Annotated in this window: 20 protein-coding genes; 8 read left to right on the forward strand and 12 right to left on the reverse strand. The window is 62.9% G+C overall.

The window, feature by feature from the left end; genetic code table 11:
* Positions 1–100 precede the first annotated feature (100 nt).
* The 4 genes from tal to ABH945_RS15105 all read right to left on the reverse strand — a co-directional run bounded on the left by tal (position 101) and on the right by ABH945_RS15105 (position 4790).
* The gene (tal, locus tag ABH945_RS15090; protein ID WP_074763432.1) at positions 101–1054 is read right to left on the reverse strand and encodes a transaldolase; all 954 of its coding nucleotides are present in this window, start codon (positions 1052–1054) and stop codon (positions 101–103) included.
* A 251-nt stretch (positions 1055–1305) separates the two neighbouring features.
* Positions 1306–2526, reverse strand: a complete 1221-nt coding sequence (locus ABH945_RS15095) for a benzoate/H(+) symporter BenE family transporter (RefSeq protein ID WP_429250997.1) — start codon at positions 2524–2526, stop codon at positions 1306–1308.
* Between the two features lie 90 nt (positions 2527–2616).
* The gene (locus tag ABH945_RS15100) at positions 2617–3792 is read right to left on the reverse strand and encodes a vWA domain-containing protein (RefSeq protein ID WP_074763434.1); all 1176 of its coding nucleotides are present in this window, start codon (positions 3790–3792) and stop codon (positions 2617–2619) included.
* A gap of 155 nt (positions 3793–3947) precedes the next feature.
* Entirely contained in the window at positions 3948–4790 is an 843-nt protein-coding gene (locus ABH945_RS15105) for an AAA family ATPase (RefSeq protein WP_074763435.1), read from the reverse strand.
* Positions 4791–5344: 554 nt separating this feature from the next.
* On the opposite strand from ABH945_RS15105, the gene ABH945_RS15110 reads away from it, so the two are divergent.
* Together ABH945_RS15110 and ABH945_RS15115 are read left to right on the forward strand one after the other, a co-directional pair.
* Positions 5345–5713: a c-type cytochrome gene (locus tag ABH945_RS15110; protein WP_074763436.1), complete on the forward strand. Its 369-nt coding sequence runs from the start codon at positions 5345–5347 to the stop codon at positions 5711–5713.
* Between the two features lie 47 nt (positions 5714–5760).
* On the forward strand, positions 5761–6144 hold the full coding sequence (locus ABH945_RS15115) for a c-type cytochrome (RefSeq protein WP_429250998.1): 384 nt from the start codon (positions 5761–5763) through the stop codon (positions 6142–6144).
* A 316-nt stretch (positions 6145–6460) separates the two neighbouring features.
* Here ABH945_RS15115 and ABH945_RS15120 read toward each other — a convergent pair whose 3' ends face one another.
* The 3 genes from ABH945_RS15120 to rsxB all read right to left on the reverse strand — a co-directional run bounded on the left by ABH945_RS15120 (position 6461) and on the right by rsxB (position 8540).
* Positions 6461–6895: a DUF1841 family protein gene (locus ABH945_RS15120; RefSeq protein WP_074763438.1), complete on the reverse strand. Its 435-nt coding sequence runs from the start codon at positions 6893–6895 to the stop codon at positions 6461–6463.
* 119 nt (positions 6896–7014) lie between these two features.
* On the reverse strand, positions 7015–7659 hold the full coding sequence (nth, locus tag ABH945_RS15125) for an endonuclease III (RefSeq protein ID WP_429250999.1): 645 nt from the start codon (positions 7657–7659) through the stop codon (positions 7015–7017).
* 23 nt (positions 7660–7682) lie between these two features.
* Positions 7683–8540, reverse strand: a complete 858-nt coding sequence (rsxB, locus tag ABH945_RS15130) for an electron transport complex subunit RsxB (protein ID WP_216350604.1) — start codon at positions 8538–8540, stop codon at positions 7683–7685.
* Between the two features lie 227 nt (positions 8541–8767).
* Here rsxB and ABH945_RS15135 point away from each other — a divergent pair, with 227 nt between their 5' ends.
* Entirely contained in the window at positions 8768–9400 is a 633-nt protein-coding gene (locus tag ABH945_RS15135; protein WP_074763440.1) for a TetR/AcrR family transcriptional regulator, read from the forward strand.
* A 176-nt stretch (positions 9401–9576) separates the two neighbouring features.
* Here the strand turns inward: ABH945_RS15135 and ABH945_RS15140 are convergent, their stop codons facing one another.
* Both ABH945_RS15140 and ABH945_RS15145 read right to left on the reverse strand, forming a co-directional pair.
* Positions 9577–10854, reverse strand: coding sequence for a polyhydroxyalkanoate depolymerase (locus tag ABH945_RS15140; RefSeq protein ID WP_074763441.1), 1278 nt, complete (start codon positions 10852–10854; stop codon positions 9577–9579).
* 181 nt (positions 10855–11035) lie between these two features.
* Complete coding sequence (locus ABH945_RS15145) at positions 11036–12916, reverse strand: glycoside hydrolase family 15 protein (protein ID WP_429251000.1); 1881 nt, start codon at positions 12914–12916, stop codon at positions 11036–11038.
* A gap of 241 nt (positions 12917–13157) precedes the next feature.
* On the opposite strand from ABH945_RS15145, the gene ABH945_RS15150 reads away from it, so the two are divergent.
* A complete protein-coding gene (locus ABH945_RS15150) occupies positions 13158–13403 on the forward strand; it encodes a hypothetical protein (protein WP_074766310.1) in 246 nt (81 codons plus the stop codon).
* A 338-nt stretch (positions 13404–13741) separates the two neighbouring features.
* Here the strand turns inward: ABH945_RS15150 and ABH945_RS15155 are convergent, their stop codons facing one another.
* Positions 13742–13894, reverse strand: a complete 153-nt coding sequence (locus ABH945_RS15155; protein ID WP_074763443.1) for a DUF3096 domain-containing protein — start codon at positions 13892–13894, stop codon at positions 13742–13744.
* 248 nt (positions 13895–14142) lie between these two features.
* Between ABH945_RS15155 and ABH945_RS15160 the strand changes: the two genes are divergently transcribed.
* The gene (locus ABH945_RS15160; RefSeq protein WP_429251001.1) at positions 14143–15441 is read left to right on the forward strand and encodes a lactonase family protein; all 1299 of its coding nucleotides are present in this window, start codon (positions 14143–14145) and stop codon (positions 15439–15441) included.
* A gap of 189 nt (positions 15442–15630) precedes the next feature.
* On the opposite strand, the gene ABH945_RS15165 is transcribed toward ABH945_RS15160, so the two are convergent.
* Together ABH945_RS15165 and ABH945_RS15170 are read right to left on the reverse strand one after the other, a co-directional pair.
* Positions 15631–21009 (reverse strand): DNA translocase FtsK, encoded by a 5379-nt coding sequence (locus ABH945_RS15165; protein ID WP_429251002.1) that lies wholly within the window; start codon positions 21007–21009, stop codon positions 15631–15633.
* Between the two features lie 224 nt (positions 21010–21233).
* Positions 21234–21773 carry an META domain-containing protein gene (locus tag ABH945_RS15170; RefSeq protein ID WP_429251003.1) on the reverse strand — a complete coding sequence of 180 codons (540 nt, stop codon included), beginning with the start codon at positions 21771–21773 and terminating at the stop codon, positions 21234–21236.
* A 448-nt stretch (positions 21774–22221) separates the two neighbouring features.
* Between ABH945_RS15170 and purT the strand changes: the two genes are divergently transcribed.
* The 3 genes from purT (at position 22222) to ABH945_RS15185 (ending at position 24222) form a co-directional block, all read left to right on the forward strand.
* A complete protein-coding gene (gene purT / locus ABH945_RS15175) occupies positions 22222–23436 on the forward strand; it encodes a formate-dependent phosphoribosylglycinamide formyltransferase (RefSeq protein ID WP_074763448.1) in 1215 nt (404 codons plus the stop codon).
* Positions 23437–23557: 121 nt separating this feature from the next.
* Positions 23558–23770: a DUF6726 family protein gene (locus ABH945_RS15180; protein ID WP_074763449.1), complete on the forward strand. Its 213-nt coding sequence runs from the start codon at positions 23558–23560 to the stop codon at positions 23768–23770.
* Between the two features lie 83 nt (positions 23771–23853).
* Complete coding sequence (locus ABH945_RS15185; RefSeq protein WP_429251004.1) at positions 23854–24222, forward strand: MliC family protein; 369 nt, start codon at positions 23854–23856, stop codon at positions 24220–24222.
* Positions 24223–24231: the final 9 nt, after the last annotated feature.

Genomic DNA, 24231 nt, shown 5'->3' on the forward strand with positions numbered 1-24231 from the left:
TCCGGGCCGCTTGTTTCGATCTTCGCCAGCACGAAGCGCTATCGAAATCCGGGCGCTTACCAGCCGCGAAGTCCGAATGACCGGCGTACGGCGCTAGCGCTTACCGCAGCGCGTCGATCAGCTTCTCCAGCTTCACGGCATCGGCGGCAAATGCGCGAATGCCTTCAGCCAGCTTTTCAGTTGCCATCGCCTCGTCATTGACGAGGAAACGGAACGACGATTCGTCGACCGGCACGCGCTCGATGCTCGCGTCATTCGACATTTCCGGCGACAGCTTGCGCTCCACCTTCTCGGTGCTTTCCTGCAGTTTTTGCAGCAGATCCGGGCTGATGGTCAGCAGATCGCAGCCAGCCAGTTCCAGAACCTGACCGGGCGTACGGAAGCTCGCGCCCATCACCTCGGTCTTGTAGCCGAACTTCTTGTAGTAAGCGTAAATGCGACGCACCGATTTGACGCCCGGATCGTTCGCGCCGCCGTCTTTCGCTTCGTCCCACGCGCTGCCGGCGTTCTTCTTGTACCAGTCGTAAATCCGGCCGACGAACGGCGAGATCAGTTGTGCGCCCGCTTCCGCGCAGGCTGCGGCCTGGGCCAGCGAGAACAGCAGCGTCATGTTGCAGTGGATGCCTTCCTTCTGCAGCACTTCGGCCGCGCGGATGCCTTCCCACGTCGACGCCAGCTTGATCAGCACGCGTTCGCGGCCGATGCCGTGGTCCTTGTACAGCGCGATCAGTTCGCGGCCCTTGGCGATCGACGCTTCGGTGTCGAACGACAGGCGCGCGTCGACTTCGGTCGACACACGGCCCGGGATGATCTTCAGGATTTCGGTGCCGAAAGCGATCAGCAACTGGTCGATGATTTCGCCGACCGGCTTCGTCGAATGTGCCTTGACGGTCTTTTCGAGCAGCGGCTTGTAGTCGTCCTTCTGGACCGCTTTGAGAATCAGCGACGGATTGGTGGTCGCGTCCTGCGGCTTGTATTGGGCAAGCTGCTGGAAGTCGCCGGTATCGGCGACGACGGTGGTGTATTGCTTGAGTTGGTCGAGTGCGGTTGTCATGTTCGAGCCTTCAGGGCGCGCTTGCGCCGTGGTTCAGGAGAAATGAGGTCGCCGCCTGACTGACTGGACGAATCAGCGACGGCGGCCGCGGGTCACGCTGCAGCATTCCCACAATCTGGCCGGGAACGCTGACGGATGCTTCTATTCTATGGCGGATCGCCTGAACCGGTATTGACAGTTGGCCTCGGCGATCCGTTCAAACGGATTTTTGGGCGATACAGCGATACAGCGGCTAGCGCGGGCAAGCCCGCTCACGCGCGGCGCGCATTCAACACCAGTTGCGTCAGCACGCCCGCCACCAGCCCCCAGAACGCCGAGCCGATCGACAGCAAGGTCAGCCCCGACGCCGTCACCATGAACGTCACCAACGCCGCTTCGCGCTGCTTCACGTCCTGCATTGCGTTGGCGAGGCCGCTCATGATCGAGCCGAACAGCGCAAGCGCCGCGACCGACACGACCAGCGCCTTCGGCAGCGCGGCGAACAACGCGGCGATCGTCGCGCCGAAAGTCCCGGCGATCAGATAGAAAATGCCGCACCAGACGGCGGCGGTGTAGCGCTTGTCGCGGTTTTCGTGCGCTTCCGGGCCGGTGCAGATCGCCGCCGTGATCGCCGCAAGATTGATGCCGTGCGAGCCGAACGGCGCGAGCAGCAGCGACGCGATGCCGGTGGTCGAAATCAGCGGCGCGGACGGCGTGGTGTAGCCGTCGGCGCGCAGCACGGCAATGCCCGGCACGTTCTGCGACGCCATCGCCACCACGAACAGCGGAATGCCGATGCTCACGCTGGCCGCCACCGAAAACGCCGGGAAAGTGAACACCGGATGAGCCAGCGCGACGTGAAACCGGCTGAAATCGAGCAGCCCGAGGACACCCGCGGCCACCGTGCCGACCACCAGCGTCGTCACGATTGCATAGCGAGGGGCGAGCCGCTTGATGATCAGGTAAGTGAAGAACATAACCAGCACGAGCGCGGTCTGGAACTGCGCAGCGCGGAAAATCTCGATGCCGATCTCGAACAGAATCCCCGCCAGCAACGCCGACGCGATGCCCGCCGGAATTTTCTTCATCAGCGTGTCGAACCAGCCGGTCAGGCCGACCACTGTCAACAGCACCGCGCAGACGATAAATGCGCCGATCGCCTCCGGGTATGACACATGCGGCAGCGATGAAACCAGCAGCGCCGCGCCGGGCGTCGACCAGGCAATCACGATCGGCGCGCGAAAGCGCAGCGACAGCCCAATCGTGCACACGGCCATGCCGATCGACAGCGCCCAGATCCACGACGAAATCTGCGCATCGGTCAGATGCGCGGCCTGGCCCGCCTGGAACATCAGCACGAGCGAACTCGTGTAGCCGGTCATCATCGCGACGAAACCCGCGACGATGGCGGACAGCGACGTGTCGGCGAATGGATTGATGCGTTTGGGCGGCGTGGCCGCCGGCGACAGCTCAGGCGATGAAGATGGACTCATGCAGATGTTTTCTTATAGTCGAGAATTAAACGTGACCCAAACGTGATGCGAAACCTGACCTGAAGCCCCTGATCCAAAGCGAGGCCCAGGCTATTTGCTCAGAACGCGCATCGCGGTTTCCAGCCCGGCAAGCGTCAGCGGATACATCCGCTGACCCAGCACTTCGCGGATTGCGCTGACCGACTGCCGGTACGCCCACAAACCTTCCGGTTCGGGATTGAGCCACGCGAAATGCGGGAAGTGGTCCGCGAGCCGGCGCAGCCAGACCGCGCCCGCTTCGGCGTTGTTGTACTCCACCGAGCCGCCCGGTTGCAGCACTTCATAGGGGCTCATGGTCGCGTCGCCGACGAAGATCAGCTTGTAGTCGGGCGTGAATTTGTGCAGCAGGTCCCAGGTCGGCATCCGTTCCGCGTGACGGCGGCGGTTATTTTTCCACAGGAAGTCGTAGACGCAGTTGTGAAAATAATAAAACTCGAGATGCTTGAACTCGGCCTTGGCCGCCGAGAAGAGCTCTTCAGTGCGCTTGATGTGGTCGTCCATCGAGCCGCCCACATCGAGCAGCATCAGCACTTTCACCTTGTTGTGCCGCTCCGGCACCATCTTCAGATCGAGCCAGCCCGCGTTCGCGGCGGTGCTGCGGATCGTGTCGGGCAGATCGAGCTCTTCGGCCGCGCCTTCTCGCGCAAAACGGCGTAGACGGCGCAGCGCGACCTTGATGTTGCGCGTGCCGATTTCGACCTGATCGTCGTAATCGCGATACGCGCGGGCTTCCCACACTTTCACGGCGGTGCGGTTGCCGCCCGCATCGCCGCCGATGCGCACGCCTTCCGGGTTATAGCCGCCGTTGCCGAACGGCGACGTGCCGCCCGTGCCGATCCATTTGCTACCGCCTTCGTGACGCTCTTTCTGTTCGTCGAACAGTTCCTTCAGGCGTTCCATCAGCTTGTCGAGGCCGCCCATCGCTTCGATCTGCGCTTTTTCTTCCGGCGACAGATCGCGTTGCAGCTTCTTTTTAAGCCAGTCGAGCGGCACGTCGAAGGCAAGTTCCGACGCCTGCGCGACGCCGTTGAAATACGCGCCGAACGCCTGATCGAACTTGTCGAAATACTGCTCGTCCTTGACTAGCGTGATGCGTGCCAGGTAATAGAACTCGTCGAGCGACGGCGCGATCACGTTCGCTTTGAGCGCTTCGAGCAGCGTCAGATATTCCTTGACCGACACCGGCAGTTTGGCGGCGCGCAACGAGTAGAAGAAATCGATCAGCATGCTGGGTCCCATGCGAGATAGTTGCCACAGCGGCGACGGGCGAGCGGCGCTGTGTTCACACCGGCTGGCGGTCTGGATTGCGTTGCCGCCGACTGGTCTCGCCAGTCAGCGGTCAATCGTGGTCAACGCGATTCGAACCGCTGGCCAATCACTGCTCAACGGTTATTGCGGTTCATGAAAATCAGCCGCTCGAACAGGCCCACGTCCTGCTCGTTCTTCAGCAACGCGCCGTGCAGCGGCGGAATGATCTGCTTCTGATCCGACGAGCGCAGCGCTTCGGGCGGAATGTCTTCGGCGAGCAGCAGCTTGAGCCAGTCGAGCAATTCCGACGTGGACGGCTTCTTCTTCAACCCCGCCACGTTGCGCAGTTCGAAAAAGCTCTGCATGGCCGCGGCGAGCAGGTCCTTCTTGATGCCGGGGTAATGCACCTCGACGATCTGCTGCATCGTCACCGGATCGGGGAACTTGATGTAGTGGAAGAAGCAGCGGCGCAGGAACGCATCCGGCAGCTCTTTTTCGTTGTTCGACGTGATGATCACGAGCGGGCGCTTTTTCGCGCGGATCAGCTCGTGCGTCTCGTACACGTAGAACTCCATACGGTCGAGTTCGCGCAGCAGGTCGTTCGGGAATTCGATGTCGGCCTTGTCGATCTCGTCGATTAGCAGCACGACTTGCTCGTCCGACTCGAACGCCTGCCACAGCACGCCCTTGACGATGTAGTTGCGGATGTCCTTGACGCGCTCGTCGCCGAGTTGCGAGTCGCGCAGACGCGACACCGCGTCGTATTCGTACAGACCCTGCTGGGCCTTGGTGGTCGACTTGATATGCCACTGCAATAGCGGCATGCCGAGCGCGGCGGCGACTTCTTCGGCGAGCATGGTCTTGCCGGTGCCGGGTTCGCCCTTGATCAGCAGCGGGCGCTTCAGCGTCATCGCGGCGTTGACCGCGAGCTTGAGGTCGTCGGTGGCGACGTACTGCGATGAGCCTTCGAAACGCATGGCGAGGTGCTCTTTTTTGGAAAAAACCCAGTATAAGTCAGAAGACCTGTTGCCTTGAAACCGGCTCGCGTATGGTATGACCCGCGATGTGGCGTGCGATGTCGTCCGCGCCGGGGCATGCGGAAGCGGATGTATCCATGGCAAATTGGGCGTTGCCGTGGGTCTGCCGGCTGGCATTGCCACGATTCGCAAAGCGTTCGGGAGGCGCGCCGCGTGAGCTGCAGAACGAGCCACTGAATCGCATCGAATACAGGCAGCGGGTAAACGCTGTATGAGTGCGCTGCGTGGGCGTTTTGCGCGGCTCGGCGAAGCCGGTCGGCAGCTGCTTTAGTCGGACGAAAAACCTTGCCTGGCGGGACTTTCGCGGTAAAACGGCCGGTCCTGCGGCAAGGCTTTGATGAGCCGCCCCCGCAGCCCCGCCCGGTGGACGTTCGGCGCGACAGCGCGGTACAATTAGCCCGATTTTTTTGGCCTGCGTGGCTACCCTACAAGAAGAACGGCGTGGGTCGTTGCCTTTCCGGGCGCCCGTCTCCCCTCAAGCCAGGTTACATGCTATGAATAAATTCGTTGGCAAAAACGTTGTGATCGTTGCGCTGTCGGTATTTGGGGGCTTCGCGGCCAGTGCGCAGGCAGCGGATGTCGTAGGTAACGCCAAGGCCGGCCAGAGCAAAGTCGCGATGTGTATCGGCTGCCACGGCATCCCCGAATATCGCACGGCATATCCCGAGGTGTACCGCGTACCCATGCTGGGCGGCCAGAATCAGGCCTACCTCGAAAACGCGTTGCATGGCTACAAGAAGGGTGACCGGCACTTCGAGACCATGCATGCCATCGCCGTCACGCTGTCGGATCAGGACATCGCCGACATCGCTGCTTACTACGCGGCGCAAAATTCCTCTTCGAAAAGCAATCCCGACAAGTGATCGGCGTCGGTCACCCGGCTATAACTATTCGCGGGATAGGAGAATTCATGATTAAGCCACAACAGGCACTCCACACGGTGTTCAAGGCTGCATGCGCGTCGGCGGTAATGATGGGGCTGGTTGCAGCGAACTTCGCGCACGCGGCCGACGCCGGCAACGGCAAGGTGCTGGCCGACAGCCACAACTGTGCGGCATGTCACGGCGTCAACCTGAACAAGCCGGTCAGTCCTGAATATCCGAAGCTGGCGGGACAGCATTCCGACTATGTCTACTGGGCGCTGCGTCAATACCAGATGGGCAACGGCAATCCGCACCTCGGGCGCAACAACGCGATCATGCAGGCGCAGGTGCAGAGCCTTTCGCCGAACGACATGAAAGATATCGCGGCTTACATCGAATCGCTGAGCGGCGATCTGGTGCAGAAGAAGTAACGGCGCTGCGCGTTTTGCGCGTGCTTTTGGATTGAGCCTCGGATTGAAAAACACCTCGCTTCGGCGAGGTGTTTTGTTTTGGGAGACTTGGGACGGTTTTGGCTTTGGACAAGGAGTTTACTTTCGACCGCTGCACGTTTTTCATGACGCCACGGCCTGAGTCTGTATCGGACGGTACTGCTGGCTGACGGTGTCGTGGCCGTCATTCCTGGAGCTAAAGCTAAACCCTAACTCTTGCGCGCCAGTGTGCCGCCGAGCGGCGGCCATACACTTGCCGACATTGCCTTTCCCGCGTCCGCAACCGCTGCTCGCTTCATCAATCGCGCGTGGCGCGGCGTTCGATGCGTTGCAGATAAGCATCCGTATCCGGCGGCGTACCGGTGCGCTGCGCTTCCCAGATGGTCTCGCCGAGGCAATCCATGATCGCGTGCTGCGCTTCGTGAGTCGAGCCGAGGCGAGCGGCGAGGCGCTCATGCGCCGCACGAATGCCCGGCGGCTGGTCGATCGACAACTGTTCGGTGATGGCCAGATGCATCGACAGATGCAGGAACGGGTTCGTCTGACCGCGTTCCGGCGAGTAGTCCTGCGCTTGCGCGGCGCCGCCGTCGCTCAGGTCGGCGTGATATTCGGGATGTTCGACGATCCAGTCGGCGGCAATGGCCTCCAGCGGCGTCAGAATCTCGCCTTTGCGCTGTTTGCGCCAGGTGTCGGTGAAAAAGAGACGAACTTCGTCGCGGCTGGGATTAAACATCGTGGGACCGGTGCGTATTTGAGTGGGATGCTTTGAGCGCAACGGATGCGCGAGCAGGTCGATATTTTACGCCGGGGTGGTGGAGGCTGCTGGAGCCGCCAGCCCCGGCCTCGCCGTTCTCAAAGATCCGGCGGCGGCGTTTTCGGCTTGAACTCGCAAAGCGGCTCGATCGCGCAATGCCAGCATTCCGGCCTGCGCGCCCGGCACACATAGCGGCCGTGCAAAATCAGCCAGTGGTGCGCATCCTGCTTGAACTCGGCGGGAGTGAATTTTTTCAGCGCCGCCTCGACCGTGCGAACGTCTTTGCCCGGCGCGAGCCCGGTTCGATTGGCAACCCGAAAGATGTGCGTATCGACCGCAATGGTCGGATGACCGAACGCCGTATTCAGGATCACGTTAGCCGTTTTCCGCCCAACCCCCGGCAGACTTTCTAGCGCCTCGCGATCTTCCGGCACCTCGCCACCGTACTGGTCGAGCAGAATCCGGCACGTTGCGATGACATTCTTCGCCTTGGTGCGATACAGCCCGATCGTCTTGATGTAGCCGGTCACCCCTTCTTCGCCGAGATCGAAAACCTTCTGCGGCGTGTTCGCGACCGGGAACATCTTGCGCATCGCCTTGTTGACCGACACGTCGGTGGCCTGCGCCGACAGCAGCACGGCGATCAGCAATTCGAACGGTGAGGTGTACTCAAGCTCGGTGGTCGGATGCGGATTCAGGCTCTGAAGCGTTTCGTAGATGGCGCGGCGTTTGTTCGCGTTCATGCGGAGCTGGAGTTGACGGGCGACTAGCGCGGGTTGGACGGTTTGTCGGCATCGCCGTTGCCTTCGGCGGTGAGTCCGAGACGGCGGCGGCGCGCTTCGGCGGCATCGATCTGGGCCTGCACGTCGGCGCTGACCTGATCCGTATTCCGCGGACCTTGGCCCTTGGCCGCCAACTCCTCTTTCTTTTTGCGAGCACGTTCGAGCGCGGCCTGGATGATCGCGCGTTTCTTCGCTTCGGCGTCGTCGGCGGCGGGAGCGTTGCTCGGCGCCGCAGCTTCGGCGGTTTGCGTGGCGCATGGACTCAACACGGGGGCGTCGGCAGCCGTACCGGCTCGCCGCGCCGCAGCACGGGCTTCTGCGGCTTCGCGTTCGCGAGCAAGACGCGCTTCGCGCTGGTTGTGGCGAGTGCGCGCAGCGTCGGCCTGGCTCTGGCTCCATGCATCCCAGCCGGTTGCGTCGCCGGTGACCGGCGGCATCGAAATACAATCGACCGGGCAGGGCGGCACGCACAGATCGCAACCGGTGCAGAGTTCGGCGATAACGGTGTGCATCTGTTTCGGTGCACCAACTATTGCATCGACCGGACATGCCTGCATGCACAACGTGCAGCCGATGCAAACCTGTTCGTCGATAACCGCCAACGGACGCGCCCGTTCGACGCCATTGGCGGAATTGAGCGGAATTACCGGTTTGCCGAGCAATGCAGCAAGACGCGCGACGCCCTCGATACCACCGGGCGGGCACTGGTTGTAATTGGCTTCGCCATTTGCGACGGCTTCGGCGTAGGGACGGCATGCGGGGTAACCGCACTTCGTGCATTGCGTTTGGGGCAGCAGATCTTCAATGCGATCCGCGAGTATTTGTATGTCTGTCACGGTCACGACGTGGGGTTCGGCTTGCGGCCGCACAGCTTGAACTAAATGGCACATTATCGCCGATTTCCCCAATTGCCATCCGCAATCCATGTGCCATAATCGAAGCGCTTTTTCGAAAGACCGCAGAAGGGTGTCCCCCAACCATGGCGCGCCCGTTCAGTGCTGCCGGTGCAGGTCCGAGGAGAGACCGGCGGCACGACCCGGATAACGCGGCTCACGAAGACGATGCCACCATGAATCAGCCGAAAATCAAAAGAGATCCTGAAGGCACGAGGCGCCGCATTTTGCTTGCGGCGGCCGAAGAGTTTGCAAATGGAGGGCTATTCGGCGCGCGCGTCGATCAGATCGCCCGCCGCGCGGAAACGAATGAACGAATGCTGTATTACTACTTCGGTAGTAAGGAGCAGCTTTTCACCGCTGTTCTCGAGCATGCTTTTAGCGCGCTCAACGAAGCCGAACGTACGCTCGAACTGAGCGGCTCTGCGCCGGTCGAGGCGGTCACGCGTCTTGCGCATTTTGTTTGGGATTACTACCGCGATCATCCCGAGTTGCTGCGTCTCATCAATAACGAGAATCTGCATGAAGCACGCTACATGCAGAAATCGACGCGCATCCGCGAAATGATCTCGCCGATCGTCGCCACGCTCGGCGGCATCCTCGAACGCGGTCAGCGTGCCGGGTTATTCCGCACAAACGTCGATCCGCTGCGCTTTTACGTGACGCTGTCGGGCATGGGTTATTACATCGTGTCCAATCGCTTCACGCTCGAGGCAACACTCGGCCGCGACTTCAGCAGCCCCGCCGAACGCAGTGAAGTGATCCAGATGAATACCGAGTTGCTGCTCGCGTATCTGTTGCGAAAGTAAAAGGGTGGGGTGAGGACGCCGCTAACGTGTGCGAGTTTTAAAGCGGCATTAATTTGCGGGTAATTCGCAATAAGCGCACAGTCGACTCGCCACGAACCTGCAACGTTCGCAAACAACAACGGCCTCGAAAGAGGCCGTTGTGCAAATTGCTGCTCGCGATATCACCTGGGATTTACTCAGGCTTCGACTTTTTCCTTCGCAACCTTGGGCGCCTTATTGTGCTCAAGGATGAACTCGCGCAATTGCGGATAAATGATGGTGCGCCAGCGGCGTCCCGAGAAAATGCCGTAGTGCCCGCATTTTTCCGCAGTGAAATGGCGCTTGTCCTGCTCGGGAATGCTGGTGCACAAGTCGTGCGCGGCATAGGTCTGACCGTCGCCGGAAATGTCGTCCAGTTCGCCTTCGATCGTGAAGAGCGCGGTTTTCGTGATGTCCTGCGGCCGCACGCGTTCGCCGGACACGTCCCACGTACCTTCGGCAAGACGGAATTCCTGGAACACCACGCGGATCGTGTCGAGGTAATAGTCCGCGTCCATGTCGAGTACGGCGTTGTATTCGTCGTAGAAGCGGCGATGTGCTTCCGCGTCGTCTTCGTCGCCGCGCAGGAGGCTCTGGTAGTAATCCCAGTGCGACGCTGCGTGACGCTCCGGATTCATCGCGACAAAACCGGTGTGCTGCAGGAAGCCCGGATAAACCTTGCGGCCCACGCCCGGATAGTTGGGCGGCACCGTGAAAATCACGTTGTTCTCGAACCATTCGTACGAGTGCTGCGTGGCGAGCGAGTTGACCGAAGTCGGGCTCTTGCGGGCGTCGATCGGGCCACCCATCATCGTCATGGTGCGCGGCGTGTCTTCGCCGCGGCTCGCCATCAGCGAAATAGCGGCGAGCACCGGCACGGTCGGCTGACATACCGAGATCACATGCAGATTCTTCGCGCCGATGTGGCGGATGAATTCCTGAATGTACGCGATGTAATCGTCCAGATGAAACTCGCCGGCTTCGAGCGGCACCATGCGCGCGTCGATCCAGTCGGTCAGGTAGACCTTGTGGTCTTGCAGCAACGTGCGAACGGTGTCGCGCAGCAGCGTGGCGTGGTGTCCCGACAACGGTGCGCAGACCAGCACGACCGGCTCATCTTTCAATTGGGTAACAGCGTCGCTGTCGTCGGCGAAACGCTTGAAGCGCATCAGGCGGCAGAACGGCTTTTCGACGATCGTCTGTTCGATGATCGGAATGTTATGGCCGTCTTTGACAATCTGATGGAGGTTGAACTCGGGCTTTTCGTAATCTTTACCCAGTCGGTAGAGTAGTTCGTACCCGGCTGAGAGGCGCGTGGCGCCCGGCACATAGGCTAGAGGACTGGCAGGATTCGCGAAGGATTTTGACGCGGCCTGGGCCCAGGCGGTGAGCGGGCTCAACATTGCCCGCTGGAATTCATGCAGTTGGTAGAGCATGGGTGCTCCGTTTTAAGCGGTTCGCATGGGGCTTCGCAAACACGCGTGAGGCGTTGTGGCGGGCCAAATCTGGTTGTGGGCACATTGATTTTCGGCCGACAGTCTGATCGATCATATCGAACTCAGCGTACTTGTGCAATGCAGCAATTTGCATGCGGCGCGCATGCAAATTGTCACTAAATCATGCTACTGGCGATGTTGCTGCGCCGCTATCAGGGCTTGCCTCAGCCTTAAGTTCGTCTTCCATCGTGCCGCTATGGGGCGGCTGGCCGGTCGCCTGCGCCATCTCCTGTTCGTGCTTCATCAGGTTCAGGCCAGTGTGCACCAGCGCCACATGCGAGAACGCCTGCGGGAAGTTGCCGACTAGGCGCTTCGCAGCCGGATCGTACTCCTCGGCGAGTAGCCCGACATCGTTGCACAGCGCGAGCAACCGCTCGTACATCGCGATGGCTTCGTCCATCCGGCCTTGCAGCGCGAGGTTGTCCACCATCCAGAACGAACACGCGAGAAACGTGCCTTCTCCGGGCGGCAGGCCATCGTCGTATTCGGTGGTGCGGTAGCGCATCACGAAGCCGTCGTGCATCAGATCACGTTCGATCGCCGCCACCGTGCCTTTCACTCGCGGATCCTGCGGCGGCAGGAAGCCGACCATCGGCATCAGCAGCACGCTGGCGTCGAGTTGGTCGCTGCCGTAGAACTGCGAGAACGCGTTGAGATCGGCATTCCATGCCTTCTCGCAGACTTCCGCGTGGATCGTGTCGCGGGTGGCGCGCCACGCGTCGAGCGGGCCGTCGAGTTTGAACATCTCGGCGGAGCGGATCGCGCGGTCGAACGCGACCCACGCCATCACTTTCGAAAACGTGAAATGCTGGCGGCCGCCGCGTGTTTCCCAGATGCCTTCGTCGGGCTCCCGCCAAATCGTGTCCAAGTGTTTCAGCAGCGCGCACTGCACGTTCCACGCCGTGTCGTCCGCCTGCAAGCCGCCGACGCGCGCCAGATGCAGCGCGTTCATCACTTCGCCGTAGACGTCGAGTTGCCGCTGGCCGACCGCGTTGTTGCCGATGCGCACCGGGCTCGCGCCCTGGTAGCCCGGCAGCCAGTCGATTTCAAATTCGGGCAGACGCCGCTCGCCCGCGATCCCGTACATGATCTGCAACTGCTCGGGCGCGCCCGCCATCACGCGGCCGAGCCAGCTTCGCCATGCGCGCGCTTCGTCGTAATAGCCGCCGCGCATCATCGCGAGCAGGGTGATGGTGGCGTCGCGCAGCCAGCAGTAGCGGTAGTCCCAGTTGCGCGTGCCGCCGAGCTGCTCCGGCAGCGACGTGGTGGGCGCGGCGACGATCCCGCCGGTCGGCTCGTAGGCAAGCGCCTTCAGCGTGATCAGCGAGCGGCGGATCGGCTCGGCCCAGCGGCCTTCCACCGTGCCGCGCGCCGACCATTCGAGCCAGTGATTCTCGGTGCGCGCGAGCGATGTGTGCGGATCGCGCGCGGGCGGAATACGCAGATGCGACGGCGCATAGGCCAGCGCGAACGGCACGCGCTCGCCCTCGCTCACGGTGAATTCGGCGACGGTTTTCATGTCCTCGCCGCGCAACTCGACCGGCGTGCGCAACACCGCGTTATCCGGCCCGACGATCGCCTTGATGCCGCTGTCGTGCTTCAGACGGTCGACCCACGGAATCGAAAAGCCGTAGTCGAAGCGCAGCACCAGTTCCATCTTCATCTTCACGGTGCCGCGTTTGCCGACGACGATCCGCACCATCTCCGACCACCCGTTACCCGGCGGCATGAAATCGATCAGCGTGACGGCGCCTTCGGGCGTGTCGAAATCGGTTTCGAGAATCAGCGTTTCGCCGCGATAGCGGCGCGTGATGGTGGGTGGCGTGTCGGTGACCGGGGAGATCAGCCAGCGGCCGTTGTCGGGGGTGCCGAGCAGGGCCGCGAAGCACGCGCCGGAGTCGAAGCGCGGCCAGCAGAGCCAGTCGACGGAACCGTCGCGGGAGACGAGCGCGGCCGTGTGGCCGTCGCCGATGAGCGCATAGTCTTCGATAAGTGCAGGCATGGATAAGCGTATTGGTTATGACGCGCGGCGCGAACCGCGGCGTCTCGGTCATGGTTATTACGGGACTCGCACGATGCGCTTTGGTTCGTTCTGTTTTTTTGAAGCAATGCGGCAAAACGCGAGTTGGTAATCTTTAAATCCACTGCCTACAATCGGATTTCAAGCCGATGCCCGGAGCCTTCCGGATCACGCCCGGCCTTGCCCATGGCGCATGCAGACGCCGTTTCCGAGGACGAAAGCTATGCTGAACCCATCGAAAGCCGATTGCATCAAGATTCTCTCCGCCGCTAGCGAACTGAACGACGATTCGATGTTGCCGCTCGATTGCGGCCGCCTTGGCCTGAGCCGCAACGGCATGCTTACTGCGGCCGCTTTTCTGATCGAGCGTGCGTGCTTCCGGCGCTATCAGGAAGGTGGGGGTCATTATGCCGTCGGCGGATTGTCGTTGCAGGGGCGGTTGCGGCTCGATCAGTTGTCGAACGGCTAACCGGCCGCACAAGCCGGGCCGGGGAGCGCGGATAGGCCGATAAGGGCACACCCGGCACGCCGCTGAGCCGGCACGTTCGCCGCGAGTGCACTTGCGCTTGTCGTGAGCGCGTTTCATGTCGCGCATTCGCCGGTTTTTCCCCGCTGTATTCATGGCTGCTGCAAGCGGCCTGCTTTGTCACGACCGTTTCCTGCGATTCAGAACGATTCAGAACGAGTCAGAACGATTCAGAACCGCACCGGGCCGACCCCGCGCCCGGTTGCGTTCCTTGCGACTGTCTTTCAGTTCGTGGTGCCGAACGGCTGCGCGCAACGGTCCGTCGTCGCCCGGAAGTGTGCTCAGAAGTGCGTCGACCCCACGCCGAAGATCCCGATGATGCCGATGATGATCAGATAGAGCGCGACGATGTAGTTCAACAGACGCGGCATGACCAGAATCAGAATGCCGGCGATCAACGAAACGAGCGGGCCCAGGCTGAGTGTGACGTTCATGAAGACTCCCGTAGTGTGATTCGCGTAAGGACGCGATTGACGCGATTGAAAAAAATCCCCATCAGACGGGGCAATGGCTACCCATGCATACCAGATGTATAAGCCGGTATCGGTAGCCGGTTTCGCTGCATGATCCTACCTGCGCTTTTATACTTGCCACGATAAGAACAAACGCTCGATTCACGCGCGGCAGACCAGAGACACCATTACAACCGCTTGTATCCAATACCTGATGTCCAGGAGGTCCTATGCTTCGTAGTCGTCGTGCCGCTACGCGTGCCGTTTCGAGTTCTCTTTCCGCTGCCACCGCGCAATCCGCTTCGTTGCGGGCGGTGCGGCCCGCGCCTCTGCGTTCCGCCCGTTCGATGATAAAAGGTTTCGCGCTGCTGGTCTCGCTCGTGGCAACTCACGCGTTTGCGCAAGATTCCGGCCCGGTCCCCGCCGACGGTGTCTATGACATGCTGGTCGGCACCTACACCGCAGGCAAGAGCGAGGGCATCTACGTCTATCACTTCGATACGAAGACGGGCGCGGCGACGCGGGTGTCGGTGGCGCAGACGGTCAATCCGTCGTTCCTCGTGGTGAGCCGCGATCGTCATTTCGTCTATGCGGTCAACGAACTGCCCGGCGACAACGGGCCGGCCACGCAACGCGGCGGCATCAGCGCGTTCCGTTTCGATCCCGCGCAGGGGCAACTGTCGTTCATCAACAAGGTGTCGTCTGACGGCAATGATCCGTGCTACCTGAGCTTCTCGCCGGACGGCAAGTATCTGCTGACCGCGAACTACTCGGTGGCAGCCGATCCGGGCGGCAGCTTCGCGGTGTTTCCGTTGCAGGCCGACGGGCAGGTGGGCACGTCGGTGCTCACGGTGCATCACGAAGGCGGCGGTCCGGTGAAGGGGCGTCAGGACAACTCGCACGTTCACTCGACCGTGTTTTCGCCCGATGGACAGTACCTGTTCGCGCAGGATCTCGGCGTCGACAAGCTGTTCTCATATCGCTACACGCCCGATGGTGACCACGGTCCGTTCGCACCGACCGACTGGCGCTATACCCCGCAGAAGGCGGGCACGGGGCCGCGTCACCTGATCTTCGGCAAGGACGGCAAGCATGCGTATCTGACGAGCGAGCTGGCGGGCACGGTCACCACGTTCGATTACAAAGACGGCAAGCTCACCCAGGTGCAGGCGCTGTCGTTGTCCGAACCGGGCTTCAAGGGGCAGGTGGGGGCGGCGGCGATCCATCTGTCGCCGGATGGGCGCTTCGTGTACGCGTCCAATCGCGGCGACGCGAACGAGATCGTGATCTTCTCCGTCGATCCGGCCAACGGGCATCTGAAGAAGATCGGCCATCAGTCGAGCCTTGGAAAATCGCCGCGTGAATTCGCGATCGATCCGACCGGGAACTGGTTGATCGTCGGCAATCAGAATAGCGATACGGTGTATGTGTTCAAGCGTGATCAACAGAGCGGCCTGCTCGATCCGACGCCGGCGCAGCACTTCGAACTGGGTTCGCCGGTGGATTTCAAGCTGGTGTCGCCGTCGTGATGTTGCAGGTGGTGGGCGCGGGGAATCCTGACGCACTCACGACATGAAAAACGGGCCGCTCATTGATGTGAGCGGCCCGTTTTCCTGAGGCTGGCTGTTGCGGTTCAACGGGCGTTCGTCGCGCCATTGCCGTTGTCGTTCGCTGTTCATCGCATGAGCTGAACAGAGAACCTTTCGCTGGCTACGTCTTCATTCCGCGGGTCCCGGCGCGAGCACTTCACGGCTTCCGTTGATGCTCATCGCCGATACGAGGCCGGCCGTTTCCATCTGTTCGACCAGTCGTGCCGCGCGGTTATAGCCGATGCGCAATTGCCGCTGTACCGACGAAATCGACGCGCGCCGCGTGCGGACGACGAACGCGACCGCTTCGTCGTACAGCGGATCGGCTTCCGCATCCGTCGATTCGCCGAACAGATCCTGCGCCGCGCCGCCGTCGGTGGCGGGGCCGTCCAGAATGCCTTCCTCGTATTGCGGCTCGCCGAACTGCTTCAGATACTCGACGATCCGATGCACTTCCTCGTCGGCGACAAACGCGCCGTGCACCCGTTGCGGATAGCCGGTGCCGGGCGGCAGGAACAGCATGTCGCCCTGACCGAGCAGCGACTCCGCGCCCATCTGATCGAGAATCGTGCGCGAGTCGATTTTCGACGACACCTGGAACGCGACGCGCGTCGGAATATTCGCCTTGATCAACCCGGTGATGACGTCGACCGACGGCCGCTGCGTCGCCAGAATCAGGTGGATGCCGGCGGCGCGCGCTTTCTGCGCGAGACGCGCGATCAGTTCTTCGATCTTCTTGCCGGCGACCATCATCAGGTCGGCCAGTTCGTCGATCACGACCACGATCAGCGGCAGCGGCGCGAGCGGCTCGGGCGCGTCGGGCGTCAGCGAGAACGGATTGCCGAGCTTCTTGCCCTTGGCTTCGGTGTCGCGAATTTTCTGATTGAAGCCTGCGAGATTGCGCACGCCAACTGCGGACATCAGCCTGTAGCGCTTTTCCATTTCGCCGACACACCAGTTCAGCGCGTTCGCGGCGAGCTTCATGTCGGTGACGACCGGCGCGAGCAGATGCGGGATGCCTTCGTAGACCGACAGCTCCAGCATCTTCGGGTCGATCATGATCAGGCGCACTTCTTCGGGCGTTGCCTTGAAGAGCAGCGAGCAGATCATCGCGTTGATCGCGACCGACTTGCCCGAACCCGTCGTGCCCGCGACCAGCATGTGCGGTGCTTTGGCGAGATCGGCGACGACCGGATGGCCGGTGATGTCCTTGCCCATCGCGAGCGTCAGTTGCGAATGCGAGTTCTGATAGACGCTGGCCTCGATGATTTCGGACAGACGGATGGTCTGCCGTTTCGCGTTCGGCAATTCGAGGCCCATGCAGGTTTTGCCGGGGATCGTTTCGACGACGCGGATCGACGTGAGGCCGAGACCGCGCGACAGATCCTTCATCAGGCCGACGATCTGACTGCCGCGCACACCGAGCGCCGGTTCGACTTCGAAGCGCGTGATGACCGGACCCGCCGATGCGCCGACCACCGTCACCGGCACCTTGAACTCCTGCAGACGCTGCTCGATCAGCACACCGGTCTCGATGAGCTTTTCTTCGGAGACGGGTTCGATGTCGGTATCGGCGGGGGCGAGCAGGTCGAGCGTCGGGAGTTCGACCATCGACGCAGCCGGCGCGCGGAATTCGAAGCCGTTCGTGGGAGCGTGGCCGCGCATCGGCGGACGCTGGGTGGGGGCAGGGGGCTCGGCGGCTGCTTCTGCCGCGTGTTCCGGTTGCGGTTCGGCGTGCGCCGCTACCGGCGGCTCGGTGGCTGTAGCAGGGGCAGCGGTTAGTGTTGATGCCGGTGCTTGCGCCGACGCGAGCGCTGCACCCGGATAAGTTGCGGCGATGGGCGCGGGTTCTGCTGCGGGAGGTATTCCGTTTGCTGTGTTTGTTGCGTGAGCTGGGTGTGCTGCCTCCGCTACGGATGCGGTCGGCCCAGCGAAAGTTGTCGGCATCACCGGTGCAGTGAATGCTGCAGGGATGGCCGGAGCAGTCGGCACAGCCGGGATAGCAGTAACGACCGGCATGACCGAAGGAGTCGGAATGCCTGACGCAGCTGGAACAGACGGGATCGCGGGAGCAGCCGGAACATTTGAAGCAGCCGAAGCAACGGGGGAGGCAGGAGCAAACGCAGCCGCCGGTGCAACTGAGATAGCCGGATCGACTGGAGCGGCGGGATCAGTCGGCATATCCGAAGCGGCCGGAACTGTCGGAGCCGTCGGGACAGCGAGAGTAGTCGGAACCGCCAGAGCTCCTTGAACAGCCGAAACCGCAGCAGTCACTGATGCAGCCGGAACCACAGGATCTACGGGCGTTGCCGTGCCTGCCGAAGCAGCCGAAGCTACAGGGGCTGTCACGCTAGCCGATTGCGTCGGATTTAGCAGAGTTGCCGGAGTCACCGGCGCGGCAGCAGTTGTCAGCGGTGCCGGTGGCGTCGGCTCCGCCGTATCCAGCCGTAATGATGGAATCGCCGATCCATCGGAGGTATCCAAAGCGCTTGGTGTCACTTGTGGCATCGGCGCTCCCGGAGCCACGGAGGCTGTCGGTATGGCCGAAGCTGCTTGCGTCACCGCATCGACTGGGGTCACCGGATGCGCGGGCGCGAACGAAGTCACCGGCGGGACCGTGGTTGCTGAAGTCACACGACCCGCGGAAGCCGAAGCCACCGAAGCCACCGAAGCCACCGGGACCACTGGATTCACCGAAGCCTCGAACGCCGAGGGCGCCCCAACTGACGCGTCCACATTTGCACGCTCAACGACGCGGCCCCGCTCTTCATCGACAACGGTCGGCGCAGGACGTGCGGCCTGGATCGCAACGTCACGGAAGCGGAACACGTTCGACGCCTGCGCAGCAACGTCCGGCGACTCGCCGGCGACAGTGTCCACAATGGGCGCAGCCAGCGATTCCAGTTCGCGCGGTGATTCAGACGTCTCTAACGCACTCGCTTCTTCCGATGCCTCCATCATTGCCGCGACGCTCGGCAATGCAGGGGGAGCCGGCATGTCCGACTCATGCAAAGCAGCGGACTCACCCGGATTCGTGGCATGCAGCGGCGTCATACCGTGAATTGGGAGTTCGCCTTCGCCGGTTACGCTAGCGTGCTGAACCGTCGAGGCGTTCGACGTCCCCGCAACAGGCTGCGGCGTAACGGCTGCGATATGGGTTTCCCAAGGCGCAAGCGTTTCATCGGCGATGTCTTCCGCGGCTCGCGCGAACGTTTGCATCGTCACCGGATTCGTGATGTGCGGTTCGGCTGCCAGCGTGGTTCCAGCCGAATCCGTCGGTGCGGCAGCGGTCGAAGGCGTGACGGCCGTTGCAGCGACGACGGGCGAATGCACCGGAGCGTGCATAACCGGCGGTTCAACGTTGAACTCCGGCGGAGAGTTGCTTTCGATAGGAGCGGTCGAAATCGTCGCCCCATCTTCGGGCGATGGCGCATCCGGCTGTGCATCGTCGGCTTGCAACTGGGCCGCGAAAATCTGGAACGGCGTCGTTGGAGCGGCGTGTGTCGGCGCGATAGATGCAACCGAGGCTACGGAGACAACGGGCGCAACCGGTGCAACGGACTCAACCGGCACAACCGGCACAACCGGCACAACCGGCACAACCGGCACAACCGGCGCAGCCGCAAATGCACCGGAGGCATCGGACGCAACTGGAGTGACCGCTGTCGGCACAACAGACGCAACCCCAAATGCATCAACATCAGCCCGTGCCGCCTCAGCATCGGCAAACACCGATTCGACTGCCGCAGCCGCTGTCGCAGGTGCCACCGGCGTCGGAAGATGGATGACCGGCGGCTCGATGGGCCATTGGACTACGGGCTCTTTGCTGATCTCAAATGCCGCAGGTTCAGACGCGGCATCCATGTCTGTCTTTTCGACCTGCGGCGCTTCGATTGCCACCGGCTCGACCGGCAACGGCGACGACGACAGAGAATCTTCCGGCGCGTGCACAGCAGCATGTTGCAAAGGAGCGCTCACGCTCATCGCCGCAGCAGGCTCGCTAGCCCCCGCCCCGCCCACCAGCGAATCCCCTCCCACCAGTCTCGCGTCGAACACGGTCTCGCCGCTCGTACCGGACGCCATCATCGCGTCTTCCGCCGAGCGGTTGCGCGCCAGGCTCACGCCGGCCAGATCGGTCCAGCGAGCGGCATTTTCCGCGATGCTGCGAAGGGTTTCCTGAACGCTCGCGGGCGGCGTGACTTTCTGGGTCGCCGCCATGGACCGCGTATAGGCCGGAGCCGTCCGCCGTGTTCCCCCGGGCGAGTTGATCGCACCCGAAGACGCCGCAGTCTGGAACGGCTGACGAGACGCGATAGCCCGGTTAGCCGGAGCCGTCCCACCAGTGGGGGAGCCCAGAATCGATGTCGGGCGGCTAGCCTGGGCCGCTCTCGCCATCGCCCCTGCATTGCTGGACAACGCGCCAGAGGCAGCGCGTGCCGCTGTCGACCCATGGATGGTTCGCGCCGCAGCGGCAACTGCCGCAACTGGCGCAATTGTCACCGGGGCCGCCGCGGCCGCACTCGCCGCGCCTGCCGTGGCGGCCAGTCCTGCCGCACCGCCCAGCGCCGCCGCTTGCCTTGGCTCGCCAGCCGTGCGGCGTCCAACCTGCAGCGCGGCCTCGCGGATCGCGGCCGCTGCCGCCTCACGTCCCGCCGCCGATCCGCTCGACGACGCAGGCGCACGCGGTACCGGATCGCGCAGCCAACCCGCGGGCGCAACCGGCTCGGTCGGCATGAACGGGGTTTTGTCCGCGGTCATCGCGGATGTCGGATTCATTGTGTTCATCGGCTCGCGACGCGGCGCATTCATCGCGCCCGTGCGCAGCACCGGCTCGGCCTGAGCCGTCTGACTGCTACGAGGCGCCGCAGCGCCAGTCCGCCAGTTGGCTCCCGCGCCGCGCGCCGTTGCGTCCATGCCTGCTGCGCTCGCACCAGCACTACCGACGCCCGCAGCGCCACCCGCCCCGCCAACGCCCGCAGCCGCACTGCGTCCACCGGCAGGCGGCCGCCAGACCGTAGGCCGTGCATACCGGCCATTGCTTTTCGGCGCCATCGTATTGGTCGCCGGCGACACGTGCGACGGCACGCCGTCGTCGATACTGCGATGCCGCCGCGCTTCCTCGTCGCGCCTCGCCAGACCACGCGACAAACCCAGGCCGAACGCACCATCCGCCCACGCAGCAAAATCGCGCCAGCGGAAATCGATCAGCCAGGGCAGGCTGATCAGGAACAGCGCCAGCGCCGCGAACGGCGTGCCGATATGGCCCAGCAGATGACCCAGCCCCGCAGCCAGCGCGTGACCCAGGCCATTGACGCCGACCAGGTTGATCAGCGACGCCTCCAGCGTGCAGCTCGCCAGCATCACGCAGACGAAGCCGAGCCACAGCCGGATCGTGCCAGGCCCGCGCAAGCCTGCGCCGCCCGGCAGCACCGACTTCACGAGGCGCCACAAAAGAGGAATAAACCAGACGGCCGACCCGCCGAACCAGCCGAAAACTACCGTGTGCATACTAGACATCAACGAATGACGGACGCGCAATAACGCAATCCGTCGAGATTAAACCGCGAAGCCCGCTGCTTCGAAGGTCGGCGCAAGTATGCTTGCGCCCAATCGGAAAGCGGACCGGTGTACGACTCGCCGCCAAAAAAACGACGGCTGGGGAACAGCGGCATTGCCATCGGCGGCGCCGTCGCCACTATGACCCGGCAATCCGCCGTTTGATTCCGCGCCGCCTATTTGGTGTTGCTGTCGAACGTCAGCGTGTCGCCGTTTTCGAGCACCAGTTGCATTTGCTGCGGCAGACGCATCTGCACGCCGGTTCGATCGATATGCGTCAGCGCATCCAGAAACGCGCTCTCGATTTTTCCGCCCGGCGTCATGCACGCCATGCGCGTCCCGCCCAGCGCGCCAAAGCTCAGCTTGCCGTCTTTCAGCGCGTACGAACCCATGAAGCGGTTGCAGCCGGAAAAGCCGCTCGCGTGGCGCTGGCCTTTATCGGTGGACAGCTTGAGCGTGATCGGGCCGCCCTGATCCGCGGACGGAATCGCGCGCACCGTGCCGTCCGCCTGCTTCCACGCGCTCAGCGTCCAGCTGGTGTCGTCGAGCAGCTGCGCGGCGGCGGGGTTGAACGGATCGGGCGCGGCGGCCTCGGAATCGGGGTGTTTGGGCATTGCACAGGCGCTCAGCAGCGCAGCGACGCTCAGCGCGGCGATGGTCGCGCGCGCATAGGGAGTGAAGCGCGCAATACGTCGCGCGGAGGAGCTTTGGAGCATGACGTCGTTCCTCTTCAAACAGGCGAAGGCGTAAGGGTAACGCACTAAGCTCGCCGCACGCGAGCCTGACGGCGAGCGGCGAAGCTTTTGTGAGTTAACGGCAGCGGCGGCAGGCAGCGCAGCCTTGCGCGCCGCCGTCGCATCCTCACGCGCGGATGAAATGGCAGTGTTGATCGACAACGTCGATCACACATTGACCACGCGCGGCGAGCGGTCCGCGGGTTGTCTGTGCCCGACTGCGTCGACCTGGCAGGGCGGTTTTTCCTGCACGCGACGACCCGGCTGCAAAAGGAAAGCAAAAAGGAAAGCAACCGTTGCCGGGCGCGTCTGGAAACCGGCCGTACACGAAGGCTGAACACAGCCTCAGCATGGGTGCGCATCGGGGTGGGCATGTTAACATCGCGTTCTAACCAATCCCACCCTCATCCGACTTTTTTCTGGAGCACCCATGCAGATCGGCCAACGGATCGGCACCCCCCTTTCTGAATCCGCCACGCGCGTCATGCTGCTCGGCGCCGGCGAGCTCGGCAAGGAAGTGATCATCGCGCTGCAACGGCTGGGCGTCGAAGTGATCGCCGTCGACCGTTACCCGAATGCGCCGGGCCACCAGGTCGCGCATCGCTCGCACGTGATCGACATGACCGACCGCGCCGCGTTGCGTGCGCTGGTCGAGCAGGAACGCCCGCATCTGATCGTCCCCGAGATCGAGGCGATCGCCACCGACGCGCTCGCCGCCATCGAAACCGACGGTCTCGCCGAAGTGATCCCGACCGCGCGCGCCACGCAACTCACGATGAACCGTGAAGGCATTCGCCGTCTCGCTGCCGAGGAACTCGGCTTGCCGACCTCGCCGTACGCGTTCGCCGACTCGCTCGACGAATTGCGCGCGGGCATCGCCAAGGTGGGCTACCCGTGCGTGGTGAAACCGGTGATGTCGTCGTCGGGCAAGGGCCAGTCGGTGCTGAAGAGCGACGCCGACGTCGAACCCGCCTGGCAGCACGCGATGGCGGGCGGCCGCGTGAATCACGGCCGCGTGATCGTCGAAGGCTTTATCGACTTCGAATACGAAATCACGCAACTGACCGTGCGCGCCATCGACCCGGCGAGCGGCGAAGTCAGCACGTATTTTTGCGACCCGATCGGCCACGTGCAGGTAGCGGGCGACTACGTCGAATCGTGGCAGCCGCAACCGATGAGCCCGCTCGCGCTCGAACGCTCGCGCGAAGTCGCGCACAAGGTGACGGCGGCGCTCGGCGGCCGGGGCCTGTTCGGCGTTGAACTTTTCGTGCGCGGCGATGACGTATGGTTTTCGGAAGTCAGCCCGCGTCCGCACGACACGGGTCTGGTCACGCTGGCTTCGCAGCGTTTCTCCGAGTTCGAGTTGCACGCCCGCGCAATCCTCGGTTTGCCGGTCGATACGTCGTTGCGGGCGCCGGGTGCGTCGGCGGTGATTTACGGCGGGCTGGACGAGGCGGGCATCGCGTTCGAAGGCGTCGCGGCGGCGCTGGCGGTGCCCAATGCGGATCTGCGTCTGTTCGGCAAGCCGGAAAGCTTCGTCAAACGCCGCATGGGCGTGGCGCTCGCAACCGGCGAGAACCTCGACGAAGCACGCTCGCGTGCGAAAGAGGCTGCGGCTGCGGTGCGGCCCGTATCGGCGAAATAAGGCCTGGCGGCGCGCTGACAAAGCCCGGGCCGCCATCTATGCATGACCCGCGCGCGGCACGTTTGCCGCGCGCGCAATCTGGATGTCGGAGCCGGTCAGGCTCTGTGGAGTCGAGGTGCGTATGTCGCTGGAATCCCGCAAGACAATGCGGCGCGGTATGGTGGGTCGGCTCGGCACGCTCGGCGCATTGCTCGCGCTGTGCTCGGCGATCAGCGGATGCGGTCTCGCTGCCGCGCCGTGCCGGATCGCCTCGGCCGGTTTGAAGATCGTGCCGGTGGTGGGGCACGTCGCCGCCGCGCCGACCGATGCATGCGCCGGCGTGATCGATCCATAAATCAGCCTTCAGCGGGCCACGCGCGCTCGCTGTTCAAGGCGCGGCGCCGGACGTTTGACACGCAGCAACACTCGAGGCATCTCATGACGAAATGGCTTGTTGCAACAATCATGGCGGCCGGTTTCACCGCACTCTACGGGAGCGCCTGCGCCGCGCCGCTACAGCTTTCCGAACTCCAGATCAAAGACCGTCAGTCGCACAAATACACCTGTGCGACCGGCAAGATTCTGCACGTCACTTACTGGAACACGTCGAACGGACAGAGCTTCGCGCTCGTGCCGGTGAAGGGCAAACCGCTGCTGTTCGTCAACGTCATGTCCGGCTCCGGTGCGAAATATCAGGCCGGTAGCTACACCTGGTGGACCAAGGGACCGCGCGCCGATCTGTACGACGCGATGAACGGCGAAAACGCTTCGCCGATATTGTCCGACTGCGTCACCATCGTTCGCTAGACATGATGC

Origin of the sequence: Paraburkholderia sp. GAS333 (genome assembly GCF_050435665.1) — a bacterium.
Classification (GTDB): domain Bacteria; phylum Pseudomonadota; class Gammaproteobacteria; order Burkholderiales; family Burkholderiaceae; genus Paraburkholderia; species Paraburkholderia fungorum_A.